The sequence below is a fragment of the Sphingomonas sp. MMS24-J45 genome (genome assembly GCF_044881195.1).
Classification (GTDB): Bacteria; Pseudomonadota; Alphaproteobacteria; order Sphingomonadales; family Sphingomonadaceae; genus Sphingomonas.
Map to the genome: position 1 here is coordinate 2,378,674 of NZ_CP173255.1, position 16,637 is coordinate 2,395,310.

The window sequence follows — 16,637 nt, forward strand, 5'->3', positions numbered from 1 at the left end:
CATCGGTTCCTCAGAGCTGGCGCGAGGCGGCGGCGTACAGCGCGATCGCCGCAGCGTTGGAGACGTTCAGGCTTTCCATCCGATGCGAGATCGGCAGCTTTGCCAGCTCGTCGCAATGCGATGCGGTGTTCTGCCGCATCCCTTCGCCTTCGGCCCCCAGTACCAGCGCGACACGCTGCGTGCCCATGGCCTTTTCCAGCGTCTGGCTCGCTTCGCCGGTCAGCCCGACGCGCCAGAAACCGGCTTCGGCGATCTCCTCCAGCGCGCGCGCCAGATTGACCACGCGGACCCACGGCACGATTTCCAGCGCGCCCGATGCAGCGCGCGCGATCGTCCCCGATTCGGGCGGCGCATTGCGATCGGGCGTGACGATGCCGAGTGCGTCGAACGCCGCTGCCGAACGCAGGATCGCGCCGACATTGTGGGGATCGGTCACGCCGTCGAGGATCAGCAGCGGCCGCCGGTCGCCCTCACCCTGTTGCAGCAGATCGGCCAGCCACATGTCCTCGAGCGGCTCGACTTCCGCCACCAGCCCCTGGTGCGGCGCATCGCCCGGTACCAGCCGCGCCAGATCCTGCACGTCGGCGAAGACGATCGGGATCACCGGCGGAATATCAAGGCTCGCCGCGGCCTCGCGCGTGACCCACATCTTGCGCACCACCCGCTCGGGATTGGCGAGTGCTGCGGTGACGGCGTGCCGCCCCCAGAAACGCGGGCGTCCGGCCGGAGCCTGTGACGGGCGATGTCCGCGACGTGCCATTATTCTTCCTCATCCGTATAAGCGAAAGGATCGGTCGTGACCGGTTTGGTGGGCAAGGGCGGGCGGGGCAGGGCCTTTTCCGCATTCGCCGCATTGACCAGGAATGACGCCAGGATGATCGACCCCTGGCGCATGTCATTGCCCTTCAGGTGATCGAACGTGTCGATGCCCGAATGGTGCACACGGCTGTCGTAATCGAGTGGGTCCTGAATGAACTGGAAGCCCGGCACGCCGACCGCCTGCATGAAAACGTGATCGGTTCCACCGGTCTTGCGGATCACCACGTCCTTCGCCCCCATCGGTCCGAACGGGCTCAGCCATTCGCGAAAGATCGGCACCACGGCGGGATTGTTCTCCGCGTAAATGCCGCGAATCTTGCCCGAGCCATTGTCGAGGTTGAAATAGGCGGCCAGGTCGCCCCAGCCGGGCTTGGGCGTGATCGGCCAGCGGTTCGACCAGCCCTGATACAGTGCCAGGCCGCTGAGTTTGGGATCATTCGGATTACCGCGCGTCGCGAGATGACTTTCGACATAGGCGAGCGACCCGAGCAGCCCCTGTTCCTCGCCCGCCCACAGGGCAAACCGGATAGTACGCTTGGGGCGGATGCCGGTCTTGGCGATGATCCGCGCCGCCTCCATCACCATCGCGGTGCCCGCGCCATTGTCGGCCGCGCCATCGCCCGCCACCCACGAATCGAGATGCGCGCCGGCCATCACATAGCCCGCCTTGGGGTCGGTTCCGGGAATCTCGGCGATGATGTTGTATGCATTGCGGTCGCTATCGTCGAAGCGCACGTCGCTGGTAATCTCCAGCGTCGGGGCCGGGCCTACCTTGGCGAGGCGTGCCAGCCGCCGGTAATCCTCCGCGGCGATCTGCACGCCGGGCAGCGACGGCGTGTCTCCCACGCCGAAGGTATAACCTTCGCCGCTCACCAATTTGCCGTCGCGGTACGACATGGTCGCCATCGCCACCGCGCCTTCGGCCTTCAGGAACGCATCGAGCTTCTTGGCGAAATCGAGCCGCTTCATCCGCCGGTCGGCGGCGTCGGGGTCATAGGTCGGCTGCTGATACTGATCGAGCTTGCCCAGTTCCTCGCCCGTGTAGCGCTTGAATGGGGCCTCGGACGGTTCCGAGCCGTTGTCGGGCAGCGTGACCATCACGATCTTGCCCGACAGCTTACCGTGCCACTTATCTAAGTCGCGCTCGCGCTTGATCGGCGCGACGATGACGGGTGCGGAAATCGTGCCGTTGGTGCCGGGCGTCCACGCGATCGGGATGGCGGTGAGCTGAACCGGGCGGGGCGAAACCATCCGCACGCTGGACGACACGATGTACCAGCCGCGCCCGAAATCGAACGCATCCTTGTGGACGTTCTTCAGGCCCCACTCCGCGAACTTCTTCTGCGTCCACGTCTCGGCCAGCCGCATCGACGGCGAATTGGTCATGCGCGGGCCGATCGTGTCGGAGAGATGCTCGGCGGTCAGCATCACCTCGCTATGCGTCGTGCCTTCGTCGATGATCCGCGCGGTCTGCGTGCGGTCGACCGATTGCGCAGCAAGCGGCGCGGTGACGATCGCGGCGGCAGCGGTGGCGAGAAGCCCGAAACGGCGCATGTGAAACCCCCAGAGAGAAAACATCGCGCTTTCGGTATGCGGCGCGCGGCGCGCGCGCAAGGCTATGGTGTGGTTGCGTGGCGTTATCCGTTGACACGGGCGCACGCGGTCGGCATTGGCACGCCTCGCTTTTGAAAGCGGCCCAATGGACAGGTGGCCGAGTGGTTAAAGGCAGCAGACTGTAAATCTGCCCGTGCAAGCGTACGCTGGTTCGAATCCAGCCCTGTCCACCAAATTTCAGCGCGGCCCGGATGCGGCCCCGCTACCTTGCACCACCGCGAATCAATAAGTGTAAAGCGCTCGCCTACGTGCTCAATGCCAGGCGATCCAATTGCCGTAGGGATGGCAATGCGCCAGCAGGCGTCGCTCGCCATCGGGCCACGTCGTGAGGATCAGCTGTACCTGTTCGTTCGCGCGTTCGCGTTCGAAGCTGATCCGCGCGATGGGGCGATCAGGCGTCGCGCGCCTGCCTGCTGCGGCGATCATTGTTTCGATCGCGCTGCGATCGGCCGGGATCATATATTGCAGGACCATCGAATGGTAGACGACGCGGCAGGTACGGCGGTCGTGCGGGATGGCGAGCTGACGCAATAGCCAGGGCACGGCATTGCCGCGCTCGATCTGTGGCGGGTGCTGTACGGCTAGCGCAAGCGCGTCCTCCAGCCGCTGCGCGCGTTCCGGCTCGTCGGCCCAAACGAACGACAGCAAGCGCTCGCGCGTCTTGGCGTCTGTGGCGGACAGCGGATTAAGGTCGATCCCGCGCGCCGAGGCGACGACGAACGGCCGGTTGATCGGTGCTGGCCCATTCCAGTTCGGCGCGACCTGGACGGGCGATTCGGGCAATCCGGCGCGCACCCCGCCCAAGCGGTATCCATAATGCCCCAGGTTGAGGTTCAGGCCACAGCTCGCACCCAGTTCGAGCAATTCGACCGGCATGGCGAAGTGCTCCTGTAGGACCATCAGCGCCGCCGCGATCGATGCGGCGCGGCCGACCTCGTTGGTTTGAGGCGTGTGGCGCATCCATTCCGCGATGAACGCATCCTCGGCGGTCAGCGTTTCCGCAATCGCCCCGTCGAAATCATCATGCCGGCCGCGGTAGAGCGCACTCAGCCGGGGGTGCTTGTTGCGCCGGGCGAGCGCGTGCAGCGCCGCATTGAAGCGCATCGCCAGCGCTGAATCGATCGGGTCGCCGGGCCATGTCTCGATCAGGCGTTGCGTCCGCGGCGCATGGTGGAGTTGGCGCTGGCCCGCCTCGAGCACATCGGCCACGAAGTCGGAGCCCAGCCCGCGGACGATACCGGCCTGATGGCGCAGCTCTTGATGGCCCAAAATGGGCGCAACCATGTTCATGCGCAATTCCTCAGGCGATGTCGCGGTGGCGACGAATTTCCGCCCCCGCGACGGGGCGGGCGAGCGCGGTTCGCGTCAGAAGGATTGCCAGTCATCATCGGTCGACGCTGCCGAGCGGACCAGCGCGGGGATCGCGGCGGCGGGCAGGTTTCGCACCGGGCGATTCATGACGCTGCTGCTGCGCTGACGTGCTGCCGGGGCGCGTCCATCGCCGACGTTGAAACGGCTTGCGCGTTCCGACAGACCGCCGACTTCCTCCGCCAGGTTGCGGGCGGCAGCCGAGGTTTCCTCAACCATCGCGGCGTTCTGCTGCGTGGCCTGATCCATCGAGCCAAGCGCGCTGCTGATTTCGGTGATCGCGTTCGACTGAGTCTGGTTGTCGGCCGCAATGTCGCCGAGCAATTGGTTGACGTCGGCAAAGCCGGTCGAGATTTCGGCCAGAGCGACATCGACCTTCTCGACCGCACCGACCGCCGTCACGATATCGGTCTGCGTCGCGCTCAGTTGATCCCGCGCGCGGCCCGCTTCTTCCTCGGCGCGCATGGCGAGCGCCGAGACGAGATCGGCGACCACCGCAAAGCCCCGTCCGGCCTCGCCTGCGCGGCCCGCCTCGACCGCCGCGTTCATCGCAAGAACTCGGGTCTGGAAGGCGATCTTGTCGAGCCCCTCGATCACGCTGTCGATGCCCTTAGCGCTTTCGGAGACACGGCTCATCGCCTGCACGGCTTCCTCGGCAGTGGTGCGGCCGTCCGTGACCGTGCCCATTGCACTTTCGGCGCGCTTCGCGGTGCGGTTGGCGGCGACCGCCGTCGCCTTCAGGCGACCGTCCATCTGCGTGACGGCGGCGGAGGTCTGCTCCAGGCTAGCCGCGTTCGATTCGGTGCGGCGGGCAAGGTCTTCGGACGCCTGTGCGATTTCGCGCGACCCGCTGCTGATCGTTGCGGCGGAATCCATCACCGAGGCGATCAATTCGCGCAGCGCGGCGATGGCGGCGTTGAAGTTGGTCTTCACCGCGGCGTAGTCCGCCGGGAAGGCGGCGCTGATCTCGGCGGTCAGATTGCCCTCCGCCAGCGCAGCGAGCTGATCGGAGACGGTCGCCACGACCATCTTCTGGTCCGCCTCGGCGCGCTTGGCGGCTTCGTCGGCCAAGCTCTTGGCGATCGCGGCGTCACGGAACACCAGCACGGCGCGCGCCATGTCGCCCAGTTCGTCCTGACGATCCAGATCGGGCACCGACATGTCGTTCTTACCCGCGGCAAGATCCGCCATCGTCCGCGTCAGGCGCGTGACCGGCTGCGCAATCAGCTGGCTGAGCAGGAAGGCTAGGCCCACGGCGATCGCGATCAGCGCGATCCCGCCGATGATCAGCACCGTGACGGCGGAGCTGATCGCGCCGTTCTGGCTTGCCGAATTCTTCTCGATCAACGCTTCTTCGGCGTCGCGAATGTCGCGCAGCGGGAGGACGGCGGCGCTGGTCAGCACGGCCTTGCCGGCGGCGCGCACCTCGGCTTGTGCGCTCTCACGCTGGCCGCTCTTGACCTTCTCGATCAGGCGGTCGCCCCACTTCTGGCGCCATTCGATCGTAGCGGCGCGCGACTTGAGCAGTGCAGTCTTCAGCGCGGGTTCCGCCAGCAGCGTTTCGAGCTCGCGCGACGCACTGTCATAGTCGTCGCGCGCTTCGTCATAGGATTTGAGATAGGTCGGGTCGGCGGTCACCAAATAGCCGCGCATCTGGCTGTTCTGGCGCAACAGCGACGTCTCGAGCATCTGCGCCTTGGCATGCACCAACTGGCTGTGATTGTTGCTGTCGGTCGCAGCCCGGATCGAGCTGATGTTCATGAAAAACACCGTCATCATCGCGGCCGCAGAGACGCAGATGACGAGGAACGAAAGCGCCAGCTTTCTCGGGATCTTCATGGATTTGAACATCGTAAGGCCTTTATGAAATCGGTCGGGATGATCGGGCCATCGCGTGCAGGGAGGGCACGCGATGGCCCGGTCACATCAGAAGTCGAGGCGAAGCGAAGCGGTGACCGAACGGCCATTGGCCGCGCGGGCCCAGCCGACGCCGTTTGCCGGGACCGCCGACTGGCTGACTTCGAACAACGCCAGCGAATTGAAGGCGTTGTTGACGTTCAGCATCACTTGCACCCGGTCGACCGGGCGGATTTGCAGGAACGGATTGACCAACACATAGCCGGGCATCTTCAGCAGGTTGGTGTCCTGCGTGTAGCTGCTGGTGTTGCCGATCATGTTTACGCCGACCGTGAACAGCTTGCTGTCATATTGCGGCGTGGCTTCGAAGATCAGGTCGGGCTGCCGCCGCGGCGTCTGTCCGGCAACCGCAGCGTTGAGCGTGTCGTTCTTGATCTCGGCTTTGGTATAGGTCGCCCCGGCGGTCAGGCTGAATGGCCCGTGCTGGAAACCGGCTTCCAGTTCCAGGCCGTAGGCGCGGTAATTGCGCTTCGTCTGGGTACCGGTGCCCGCTTGCACATTGGTATCCTGCGTATCGGCAAGGAAGGCGGTCGCGTTGACGGTGATGCCCTGCGTGCGGAACTTCACGCCGCCTTCGGTCTGCGTGACGACGTCGTAGCCGTCCGCCGGATTGCCCAGGCTGCCATCGGCCGTGCTGACTGCGGTGGCGAACAGGATCTTGTCGGCATTGGCGCGCGCGCCGCGGCTGTAGCGGGCGAACGCCGACAGCGATTCCGCGATGCGATAGTTCACGCCCAGCGAATAGCTGACGTAATCATACTTGTAGTTTACGGGTGCCGGACGCGTGAGCGGCACCACCGCCGTCCGGCTCTCGGCGACCGAAATGACGCCGTTATTGTTGAAATCGTATCCCGTCAGGCTCGCGCGGCCGCCGCCCAGATCGAAGCCGAGCAACTGCCCCGTCACCTTGCCGGTGTCGTAGCGGATGCTGCCCCCGAGGGCGATCTTGCCGATGTGGTAATTGACCGAGCCATAGGGCGCGGTGATGTCATAGTTCACGTCGAAAACGCGCTTGTACGTGCCGTTGAAGAGCGAGCCCGGGCTTTCCAGCGCAAAGCCGGTATAGCCATCCTGCGTCTGCGCGACGCCAGCTGCGTTGGAGAAGTTGAGCAGTGCCGAATTGCCGCCGCCAACCACATCCTGCAGGATGCTGAGATAGCGCCAATTGGTGTTGAGCTTCTGCACCGATTTATAGACGCCGCCAGTGATCGTTAGGTCGCCCTTGCCCACCTTGAATACGCGGTTCGCGCGCAGATCGTTGGTGAAATTGTCGAGCGCGTTCGCGTGCACGTCGGTCAACAGCATCGCACCGACCAGGCCGTTGCCGTTGAGCGTGCTCAGATTGGCGATGATCTGCCCGGCATTGGCGCCGTTGGCATAGCTCAGCGTGCCGCCGGGGGTGATCGTACCCGGGATCGCAACACCGGCATAATAAGGCGAGACCAGATCGCGCGAGACGCTGCCCGAAACCTTGGAGTACCGCGCCTTTTCGGTGATCGACCAGCCGGCGACCTCGAACTGCGTTTCCAGACCGATTGACGAGACCTTTGCGCGCATCCCATCGTGCAGCGACGTGCGCGACGGCTGGTTGTTTTCGTCAAATCCGATGATCGCGTCGATATTGCGCGACAGGACCGAATCGCGCTTGATGTCGAAGTTCGGGACGCTGCTGTAGGTCGGGTTGTCGTTGGTGCCGGTGATGCGCACCGGACCCGGCATGTACTGCGGCGAGCGGTCATCGAGATACTTGCCCGACAGGCGGATAAAGCCATTGTCGAAGGTCTTGCTGACGTTGAACTTCACCTGGCCGCCCTGGAAGGCGTTATAACCGACGCGACGAATGCCTTCGCCTGAGCGATAGAAGCCGCCGATGTGGAAGCGCAGCGTATCGCTGATCTTCGTGCCGTAATCGAAATCGACCCGCTTCATGTCATACCCGAGGCCGCTGGTGATCTGGATTGCGCCACCCTCGACGTCGCCGGTCTTCGAAATCAGGTTGATCACCCCGCCCGGGGAGTTCGACGCGAAGGTCGAAGCCGAACCGCCACGGATCGCTTCGATAGCAGCGAGATTGAAATCGGCGCGGACGAAGATGTCCGAACCAAGATTGAAGAAGTCGCCGAATTCGAGAACGGGCAGACCGTCTTCCTCGATCTGCATGAACTTCGAACCGCCGGCGGCGAGCGGCAGGCCGCGGATCGTATAGCTGGAGTTGCCGTCGCCGGTCGAAGACTCGGTGCGGATGCCCGGAATGTTGCGCAGGATGTCGCCCAGCGACCGCGCGCTCAGCTTTTCAATCTCCTCGCCGCGCAGCGCGCTGGTCGACGTCGCGCTGTCGAGCCGGTCGCGGCCCTTGGCGACGCCGGTCGAGAACACCGCTTCGCCGTGGTTCGGCGCAGCCGTCTTGGCCTGCGGTTCTGCTGCGGCTTCGGCTGCAGCCGTCGCCTCGGGCTTCGCAGCCTCGGCGGATGCCACGGTCGGATACAGCAGCGCCAATGGGGCGACCGTAAACATCAACGCACTCATCTTCATTCTCGAACCCTTTTACGATTTACAGGCCGGACGATGCGCCGGCGGTGAAAACAGGACATGTCTGGGCGGCTACTTCGGGCCGGACGAATCCGTTATAGGAGGACTTGGATGGGAAGCGGTTGCACCGCCGCATTTTTGCGCAGGCTGACGTCGGACGATGGCGTGGCGGCGTGCATCGAAAGCGCCGTGCCGCGCCCGGTTTGCCGGACGCGGCGTGGATAGCGCTTCTTCGCCGCCGGAACGGCGCGGTCAGAAGTCGAAGCGTAGCGTCGTCGAAATCGCGCGACCGTTGAGCAGGCGACCGCGCACGATCCCGCTCGCGGGGATGGTCGCCTCGTCGATGCCGGTCAGCGCGATCGTGTCGAACAGATTGGTCGCGTTCAGCGATAGCAGAACGCGCTTGATCGGTCGCACCTGCACAAACGCGTTGGTCATCACATAGCCTGGCATTCTCAGCAGGTTGACGTCCTGCGCGTAGCTGTCGGTCGTGCCGATGAAGACTGCGCCGACGGCGAAGCGATCGTTGCTGATCTGCGGCGTCGCCTGAAAGATCAGGCTGGCCTGGTGGCGCGGTGTGTTGCCCTCGATCTCGGGGCTCACACGATCCGTCACAATCGTCGCATCGGTATAGGTGGCACCCGCGGTCAGGCTGAACAGACCCTTGTGGAAGCTCCCTTCGAACTCCAGCCCCTTGGCTTTGTAATCGCGCGCGATGACGCTGCCATTGGCGGTGTTGATGTTCGAATCCTGCGCCTCGACGTGGAAGCCGGTAAGGTTCAGCGTCAGATTGGCGTTGCGATATTTCACGCCGATTTCGGCCTGTTTCACCGGGTCATAAGCGGCCTTCGGAATGGCCAATGCGCCGGTCTGGTTGTCGATCACCGCCCCGAAGGTAAGGCGGTCGGCATTGGCGCGTGCGCCCCGGCTGTAGCGGGCGAACACGGCGAACGGATCGGACAAGCGGAAGTTGATACCCGCCGAATAGGACAGGTATTTGTAGGTGTAGTCGACCGGGGCGGGCGCGGTCGGGGTGATGCCGACGCGCTGTTCGGGTGGCGAAATCACGCCGTCGCCATTGATGTCGCGCGCGACCTGGCCGATCCGGCCGCCGCCCAGCTCGACACCGAACACCTGGCCCTTCGCACTGCCGATATCGTAGCGCAGGCTGCCGCCGACCGACAGGCGGCCAAAGCGGTAATTGGCCGATGCAAAAGGCGCGTAGACGTCATAGGCGAGCCGGATTGTCCGGCGCTGCGTGCCCGACAGCGGGTTGTAGGCATAGATACCCCCCGCCGTGACCGCATTGCCCGCGGCGTTGAACACGTCCAGCAACGCGGCATCGCCGCCGCCGCGAATCTCCGTCACCGCCACGCTGTAGAGCAACGATGTGTCGATCTCCTGCCGTGCCTTTTAGAAGCCGACCGTGGTCGTCAGGCTGTTGTTGCCGATCGCCCATTCGCGGCTGGCGCGGATATCATTGGTGACGTTGCCGACATCCTGCTGGCGGCGGTCGCGAATATTATAAATGCCGATCAGCCCATTACCGTTCAGCGAGGACGGGTTGGCGATCGCCTGGCCGACATACCGATCGGCGCGACGCCGCCTTGTTGGGTCAACTCAACCCCTGCGTCCGCGCCCAGGTCGTGAACAACTCGGGCCAGGCCTCGGCTGGCTTGCCCAGTGCGCGACGCAGGCCGAAGCCGTGGCCGCCATTGGTGAACAGATGCGTCTCGACTGGCACGCCAGCGCGCTTGCACGCTGCGCGGAATTCCACGCTGTTTTCGACCTTCACGACCGGATCGTCCTCCGCATGAACCAGGAAGCACGGCGGGGTCGTGGCGGATACATTGTTGGCCGTACTGTGCGCTGCTGCCAGGGCTGCACTCGCACCCGGACCGATCAGCAGATCGCGCGATCCGGGGTGCGCCAGCACGGGCGTCATCGACTGCACGGCATAGATCAGCGCCGCCACGTCGGGCCGTGCGCTCAGCCGATCGCCCGCGTCGACCGGCGCATAGACGGACGCGGCAAAGCGCGTCGCCAGATCGGCCGCGACATGGCCCCCCGCGGAGAAGCCCATTGCCGCGACGCGATCCGGCATAATGCCATAGTCGCCGGCGCGCGCGCGGATGATCCGCATCGCGCGCTGGGCATCGGCGAGCGCGACATTCGGTCCCGCCGCCCAGCCTTCGCCCGGCAGCCGATAGAACAGTACGAACACGGTGTAGCCGCGCGCCGCCAGCCAGCGCCCGATCTCATAACCTTCTTTGTCGATCACCACGCGAACGTAGCCGCCACCCGGCGTGACCAGCACCGCCGACCCGTTGGGGATACGCGGCCTGAACACGACCAGGCGCGGACGCGTAATGCCGTGCACCGCCCGATCGGTCAGCGCCGCTTCCTTGCTGCGTTCCTCGACCGTCTCGATGATCGTCGGGCCGATCTTGCCGGGCGCGCCCTTCGGCCACAGGTCGATCGTTTCGTCCGGCTCCGGCAGGCCCGCGACCGGCGTGCCCGATCCGATCCGTGGCGGCGCGGTCTGCGCCAGCGCTGGCGCGGCCAATCCGCTTGCCAGAGTTCCCAGGATTGCGGTGCGACGGTTGAACATCGAGGGGGCTCCGGCACAAACAAGACGGACGCCGCCATCGGAATGGCGGCGTCCGGAGGGGAGGAAAGGGGCTTCGAGATTACATTCGCACGCGCGCACCGAACAGGATGGTGCGGCCGAAATGATTGTTTTCGTAAGCGCGATTGGCATCGAGATCGGTGTAGCGATCGCGGTACGTATCGGTCAGGTTGGTACCCTCGACCGAAACCTCGAGCCATTTGGTGAAGCGGTAGCGCACCGACGCGTCGATATTGGTCGTCGCGTTATAGCCTTCGAACACGTTGCCGGTCGCGCTGTTGGCATCGACATATGGCCCGCGATAGCTGATCGAGCCGCGCACGCTGAACTTGCTGTCTTCATAGTAGAGCGTGCCGTTGAACGCCTGTTTCGACAGGCCGAACAGGGTGCCGCGACGCGAGTAGGTGACCAAAGGTCCGAAGGTGCACGCTGCCGCCGGCGTGGCACCCGGAACGCATGCGGTCACAGCGGGACCCGACACGGTGTAGTTTGCGGTCGAATCCACGAACGTGGCGTTGGCGATGCCGCCGAAGTTCTTGAGGAACCCGGGCAGGAATTTGAACGGCGCCTGCACCGACAATTCGATGCCCTTCAGGTTGGCACCGGTGCCGTTGACGTTACCCGTGATCGTCCACGGCTGCCCTTCCGGGTTTCCGGCCGCAGGCGAACCGGCCGGGAGCAACGACAGCGGCAGGCCCGTCGAGGCATAGGTGCCGGTGAACGGCTGCGACACCGGGAAGCTTTCGATGTCCTTCTTGAACACCGCGACCGATGCGATCGACTGCGGCGCGAAATACCATTCGAGCGCGAGATCGAACGCCGTCGCGCGGAACGGATCGAGCTGCGGATTGCCGAAGGTGATGCGATAGTTGAACCCGTCGATCGTGCCGCCCGGGGTCAGGTTGCCCAGCGTCGGACGCGTGATCACCTTGGCCACGGCACCGCGCACGATGATGTTGTCGGTCGGATACAAAGCGACGTTGAGCGCCGGCAGCCAGTCATCATAGTTGCGACGCACGGTGACGTTGACGCCGCTGTTGATCCCGTACGAGCTTTGGTCGGTCTTGACGTAGCGCATACCGGCATTGAGCGCGTAGCGCAGGCCGAGCAGTTCGCCCTTGGCATCGAATTCGAGGTAACCGCCGGTCACCTTTTCGACAACGCCGCGCGTGTTGCTCGCATCGACTGCCGCAGTGCGGCCATACAGGTTGGTGAAGGCGGTGGTCGCGGGCAGGTTCGGCACGATATAGGTGCTGGTCGTGCCCGCCGGCTGCCCGGCGTTGCCGAGATTGACGGTCTGCGCCATCGCCGTCGTCACGGGGAAACCATAGACTGCGGTCGGGCCAAATGCGGAGCTCGGCGAGCAGGTGATCGTGCCGAGGACGACGTCCTTGCCGCCAGCGGTCGGGCATACGACTGTATCGCGCGTGAAGCCTGCCGTGTCGAAGCTGAAGCGACGATAGACGCCGCCCGCCTTGACCTGGAAGCCGTCTGCCACATCCCATTCGACGCGAAGCTGGGCGGTGCGGAACTTGTTGATCGTGCTCGACGGCCGGTCACGAATTTCGGCGAGCTGGAAAGCGGTCGGATCGGTCACGCTCGTGCCGAAGGTCAGCAGCGGGCTACGCGAATTGGTATAATCGAATTTATACCCCTGCGCATCACGATCGTCGAAGATGATCGTCGTTTCCTGCGGTATGCTCGCATTGGATTTGGAGAAGCCGCCGAGCAGGGTGAAGCGGAGCTTGTCCGTCACGTCCTGATCCCAGGTGCCGCCGAGTTGGTAGAATTCGGTCTGCGACTTGCGGTTGTAATGTTCGGCGCGGACCCACGCGTCGTTCAGCGTGGCGGAGATCATGTTCCCCTTATTGTCATAGGTCGGGTTGACCACGTCGATCGAGCGTTCGTTGGTGCGCAGCAGAACTTCGATCCACTGCTCATCGCGCGTTTCCTTGAAGCGCGAATAGAGGCCGTCGATCGAGATCTTGGTCGCATCGGTCGGCGCGAACTGCACGCTCCCGGTGATACCGAGCCGCTCGCGTTCACGCGTGATGACGCCGTAGCGCGGGATGCGCGGATGGAAAGCGAGCGCCGCCTGATCGCACGTAGCACTCGGACGGTAGAAGCCGCCGGAATTGGCGACCGGGGTCGTGCTGGTATTGGACGAATAGAAACAGGGCGTGCCGTTGACGGAGTCGAACCGGCCTTGGACCCAGCGCGTCGTGTTGTTGCCAAGCTCGAGCGTGTTGAGCTTCGAATAGGCGGCCGACACCGAGGCGCCGAACGTGCCCGAATCGTTACGCCATGACAGCAGCCCGGCAACGCGCGGCCCCAGCGTCTTGGCGAGATCGTTATACGATCCCTGCACCGACAGCGCGCCGGAGAAACCGGCCTTGGCGGCAAGCGGGTTGCCGGTGTTGAGATCGACCACCGCGCCAAGCGAGCCTTCGTCGAGCGAGGCCTCGGCGGTCTTGTGGACGACGAGGCTGCTGAACAGTTCAGAAGCGAACACGTTGAAGTCGAACGCGCGGTCGCGGTTCGCGCTCGCGCCGTCGGTCGAGGTCGCGACGGTTTCGAGGCCGTTCACGCGGACGCGGGTGAATTGCGCGCCGAGACCGCGCACGGTGATCGCGCGGCCTTCGCCGCCGTCACGCTGGATCGAGATGCCGGGGATGCGCTGCAGCGATTCAGCGAGGTTCTGATCGGGGAATTTGGCGATGTCTTCGGCGACGATCGAATCGACCGCAGCAACCGAATTCTTCTTCTTGTTGAGCGCCGCCTGGAGCGACTGGCGGAAGCCGGTAACGACGATGTCCTGCCCGGCCTCGTCGCCCGACGTGTCGGGGTCTGGGCGGCTGGTTCCGGAGTGGTCGGCGCGGTCTGCGCGGCGACGGTCGCCGGGAGCAGCAGCGCGATCGCCAGTGCGCCGATGGAGACGCCACGCCGGGCCGTCATGCTGCTGAAAACCTTGGTCATCTTTCATCCCCTTTGCGCGCCGTCGGCAATCGCGACGCGAATTGACACCGGTGGCCGCATCGAGCCCGTCGGGGCTGCGCGACAGTGTGCAGAAGGGAAGACAATGCGCGCTCGAATTGCGCTTCACTCCTCTCCCGCGTAACGGCCGCTCTTGTGGCGGCTCGTCGGATGTCCTGATTGTCGTCTTTGGTAACCGGTGTCAACGCTGAATTTTATGCTTTATGTTCCGGGCTGTATGTAGGGAACGCGCGCGAACAGCTCCCGCTGCCAGCGACGCGGATCATCCTCGGGCCGGGAGGCCGCGTCGAAGACCATCGTGGTCCGGTGCGCCAGATCGTAGCGCGGCCACGGTTTCAGCCCGCGATGGTTCGGGTTACCGGTCTTGGCGAAAGCGACGAAGGCATTTTGCATCGCCGCACTCGCGGACCGCGCATCCTCGCCCTTGCCGGTCTGCGATCCGCGCGCGCCGAGCGTGCCGAAGACGAGTGGGATGTCGATCGTGTGAAACGCCCCACGCCGCGGATCGGTGCGCGACGTGAAACCAACCTGATAGACCCACGCCGGTGCCCCGGCCCGCGCGCGCGCCTCCGCCTCGATCACTTGCCCGCGCCAGCTCCGCCCCGCCGTCGTCGCGCCGTAAAAGACTTCGGTCGGCGACCAGCTGGGGAAATGCGCGCGATACTCCGCCACCACCCATTCGGGCAGAATGTCGATCCTAAGTTCAGGCGCCATCCGGGCCGCAAGATTGTCCCACGTCAGCCCTTTCACCTTGTCCGAATCGGGCGAGATAAAGCCGCGCGTTTCGTCATGGGTGTTGCCAAGGATCAGCTGGACCGACAGCCCCTGCGGATTGGCATCGGGCCAGAAGGGATGGCGGGTCAGCCACTTCATATCGAGCACCGGCCCGAAATAGACTCCGCCGCCCAGGATCGGGTCGGTCGCATCGAGTGCCGCGACGAGCCTTTCTTGCGGCATCGCCAGCAGCGGCGACAGATCCTCTTCGCGCACCCCCAGCTTCGCCAGATAGGCGCGGGCGCGGGCGGTGGCGTTGAGCGGGCCGGACGCGGTCACTTGCTGCCCGCTCATCGTCGCGGCGCGCTGGAACAGCCCCTTGGCCGCGGGCGTGCCCATCAGCGTAGCGATCTTCGCCCCCCGCCCGACTGGCCGAACACCATGACGCGCGACGGATCGCCGCCGAACGCCGCGATATTGTCGCGCACCCATTTGAGCGCGACGATCAAATCGAGCTGCCCGGCATTGCCGCTATCCGCAAAGCGCGGGTCGAGCCGCGCGAGATAGAGATAGCCGAACGCGTTCAACCGATGGTTGACCGTCACCACGACGCAATCGCCGCGCGCCGCGAGCGCCGCGCCGTCATTCAACGGATCGGTGACGCTGCCGCCCGAGTAGGCGCCGCCGTGGATGTAGAGCAGGACCGGCTTGCGCGCGGCGGGATGCGGATCGGCGCTCCAGATGTTGAGGTACAGGCAATCCTCGGATTGCGGACCATAAGCGCTGCCCGATTGCGGCGCGACTGGGCCGAACGTGTCGGCACGGTGCGGCTCGCTGCCATAAGTGAAAGCCGTCGGTGCGCGAAAACGCTCGGCGCGCGCGTAGCGGATGCCGCGCCACGACAGCACGCCCGTATCGGCCACCCCGACAAACCGGCCCGCCGGGGCCGAAACGGTGGTCGAACGCGCCGCAGCGCGCAGCGGGCTGACCCCGAGCGTCAGTGTCGCCGCGCCGATCCCGATCAGCGCCCGCCGGTCGAGCTTAGCGGCGGACATCGAGCCCGCCCGCCAGATAAGCATCGATATCGGCTTGGCGGAACAGGCTCGCATCGCCGGGCAACGAATGCTTCAGCGCAGCGAGCGCCAGGCCGGTGCGCGCGGCTTCGGCACTGTCACCGCCCGAGCGCAGCGCGTGCAGCACACCCGCGGCAAAGGCATCGCCCCCGCCGATCCGGTCGACGATCCCGGCGAGCACCACTTCTTCGGTCTGCGCATGGTCGCTGCGCGTGTCGATCCGGGCCGAAAGGCGGTGAAGATCGACATGCTCGACATGCCGCGCGGTGGACGCAATGATCTGCAGCTTGGGGAAGGCCGCGAACGCCGCTTCGGTCGCTTCACGACGGCGTTCCTCGCCATCGCTGGAGAATTCGCGGCCGAGCAGCAAAGCGATGTCGCGGTGGTTGCCGAACAACAGGTCGGCCTGGGCGACGAGCTGCGTCAGGATGCCGCGCGGATCGCTGTCCCAGCGTTCCCACAATTTGCCACGCCAATTGCCGTCGAACGAGATCGCGATGCCGCGAGCGGCGGCGGCGTTGGCTGCCGCGATCGCGGTGGCGGCGGGCACGGGGCCGAGTGCCGGGGTGATGCCCGACAGGTGCAGCCTGTCCACCCCGGCCAGCAGCGCATCCCAATCCCAAGCTTCGGTCGGCGTTTCGGCAAAGGACGAATAGGCGCGGTCGTAGATCACCTCGGTCGCGCGCATCCCGGCGCCGGAGGTCACGAAATACAGCCCCATCCGCTCGCCGCGGAACTGGATACCGCGTGTATCAACGCCCGCGCCACGGAGGTTGGTCAGCGCCGCGCGGCCCAGATCATTGTCGGGCAGGGCGCTGGCAAACCCCACATCATGCCCGAGCTTGGCGAGCGCCACCGCGACATTCGCCTCGGCACCGGCGACCCAAACGTCGAACTTCGGCGTCTGCATCAGCAATTCCCGCCCGGGGGGCGAGAGCCGCAGCATGATTTCACCGAATGCGAGGAAACGCCCCATTACC

General features: G+C 65.0%; 9 protein-coding genes, 1 tRNA gene and 1 pseudogene. 1 reads left to right on the plus strand and 10 read right to left on the minus strand.

Annotated features, from left to right (window positions below):
• Positions 1-10: 10 nt before the first annotated feature.
• Both rlmB and AB5I39_RS11620 read right to left on the minus strand, forming a co-directional pair.
• Complete coding sequence (gene rlmB, locus AB5I39_RS11615) at positions 11-760, minus strand: 23S rRNA (guanosine(2251)-2'-O)-methyltransferase RlmB (RefSeq protein WP_404366834.1); 750 nt, start codon at positions 758-760, stop codon at positions 11-13.
• Positions 760-2,373: a M20/M25/M40 family metallo-hydrolase gene (locus tag AB5I39_RS11620; protein WP_404374129.1), complete on the minus strand. Its 1,614-nt coding sequence runs from the start codon at positions 2,371-2,373 to the stop codon at positions 760-762. The genes rlmB and AB5I39_RS11620 overlap by 1 nt, the downstream gene beginning before the upstream one ends.
• Positions 2,374-2,520: 147 nt before the next feature.
• Here AB5I39_RS11620 and AB5I39_RS11625 point away from each other — a divergent pair.
• Positions 2,521-2,606, plus strand: a tRNA-Tyr gene (locus AB5I39_RS11625).
• A gap of 79 nt (positions 2,607-2,685) precedes the next feature.
• Here the strand turns inward: AB5I39_RS11625 and AB5I39_RS11630 are convergent.
• The 8 genes and pseudogenes from AB5I39_RS11630 to AB5I39_RS11665 all read right to left on the minus strand — a co-directional run bounded on the left by AB5I39_RS11630 (position 2,686) and on the right by AB5I39_RS11665 (position 16,633).
• The gene (locus AB5I39_RS11630; RefSeq protein ID WP_404366836.1) at positions 2,686-3,723 is read right to left on the minus strand and encodes a DUF2332 domain-containing protein; all 1,038 of its coding nucleotides are present in this window, start codon (positions 3,721-3,723) and stop codon (positions 2,686-2,688) included.
• Between the two features lie 75 nt (positions 3,724-3,798).
• Positions 3,799-5,640, minus strand: coding sequence for a methyl-accepting chemotaxis protein (locus AB5I39_RS11635; RefSeq protein ID WP_404366839.1), 1,842 nt, complete (start codon positions 5,638-5,640; stop codon positions 3,799-3,801).
• Between the two features lie 87 nt (positions 5,641-5,727).
• Positions 5,728-8,244, minus strand: coding sequence for a TonB-dependent receptor domain-containing protein (locus AB5I39_RS11640; protein ID WP_404366842.1), 2,517 nt, complete (start codon positions 8,242-8,244; stop codon positions 5,728-5,730).
• A 255-nt stretch (positions 8,245-8,499) separates the two neighbouring features.
• Positions 8,500-9,633 carry a TonB-dependent receptor domain-containing protein gene (locus AB5I39_RS11645; RefSeq protein WP_404366845.1) on the minus strand — a complete coding sequence of 378 codons (1,134 nt, stop codon included), beginning with the start codon at positions 9,631-9,633 and terminating at the stop codon, positions 8,500-8,502.
• A 229-nt stretch (positions 9,634-9,862) separates the two neighbouring features.
• Positions 9,863-10,858: an alpha/beta hydrolase gene (locus tag AB5I39_RS11650; protein WP_404366847.1), complete on the minus strand. Its 996-nt coding sequence runs from the start codon at positions 10,856-10,858 to the stop codon at positions 9,863-9,865.
• A gap of 79 nt (positions 10,859-10,937) precedes the next feature.
• A complete protein-coding gene (locus AB5I39_RS11655) occupies positions 10,938-13,859 on the minus strand; it encodes a TonB-dependent receptor (RefSeq protein WP_404366850.1) in 2,922 nt (973 codons plus the stop codon).
• Positions 13,860-14,071: 212 nt separating this feature from the next.
• Positions 14,072-15,639: pseudogene (locus AB5I39_RS11660) on the minus strand (carboxylesterase/lipase family protein).
• Positions 15,626-16,633, minus strand: a complete 1,008-nt coding sequence (locus AB5I39_RS11665) for a sugar kinase (RefSeq protein WP_404366853.1) — start codon at positions 16,631-16,633, stop codon at positions 15,626-15,628. Before AB5I39_RS11665 ends, AB5I39_RS11660 begins: the two are co-directional and overlap by 14 nt.
• Positions 16,634-16,637: the final 4 nt, after the last annotated feature.

Coding starts and splice junctions, on each gene's coding strand:
- rlmB (WP_404366834.1), bottom strand. CDS start 760: ATGGCACGTCGCGGACATCGCCCGTCACAGGCTCCGGCCGGACGCCCG.
- AB5I39_RS11620 (WP_404374129.1), bottom strand. CDS start 2,373: ATGCGCCGTTTCGGGCTTCTCGCCACCGCTGCCGCCGCGATCGTCACC.
- AB5I39_RS11630 (WP_404366836.1), bottom strand. CDS start 3,723: ATGAACATGGTTGCGCCCATTTTGGGCCATCAAGAGCTGCGCCATCAG.
- AB5I39_RS11635 (WP_404366839.1), bottom strand. CDS start 5,640: ATGAAGATCCCGAGAAAGCTGGCGCTTTCGTTCCTCGTCATCTGCGTC.
- AB5I39_RS11640 (WP_404366842.1), bottom strand. CDS start 8,244: ATGAGTGCGTTGATGTTTACGGTCGCCCCATTGGCGCTGCTGTATCCG.
- AB5I39_RS11650 (WP_404366847.1), bottom strand. CDS start 10,858: ATGTTCAACCGTCGCACCGCAATCCTGGGAACTCTGGCAAGCGGATTG.
- AB5I39_RS11655 (WP_404366850.1), bottom strand. CDS start 13,859: ATGAAAGATGACCAAGGTTTTCAGCAGCATGACGGCCCGGCGTGGCGT.
- AB5I39_RS11665 (WP_404366853.1), bottom strand. CDS start 16,633: ATGGGGCGTTTCCTCGCATTCGGTGAAATCATGCTGCGGCTCTCGCCC.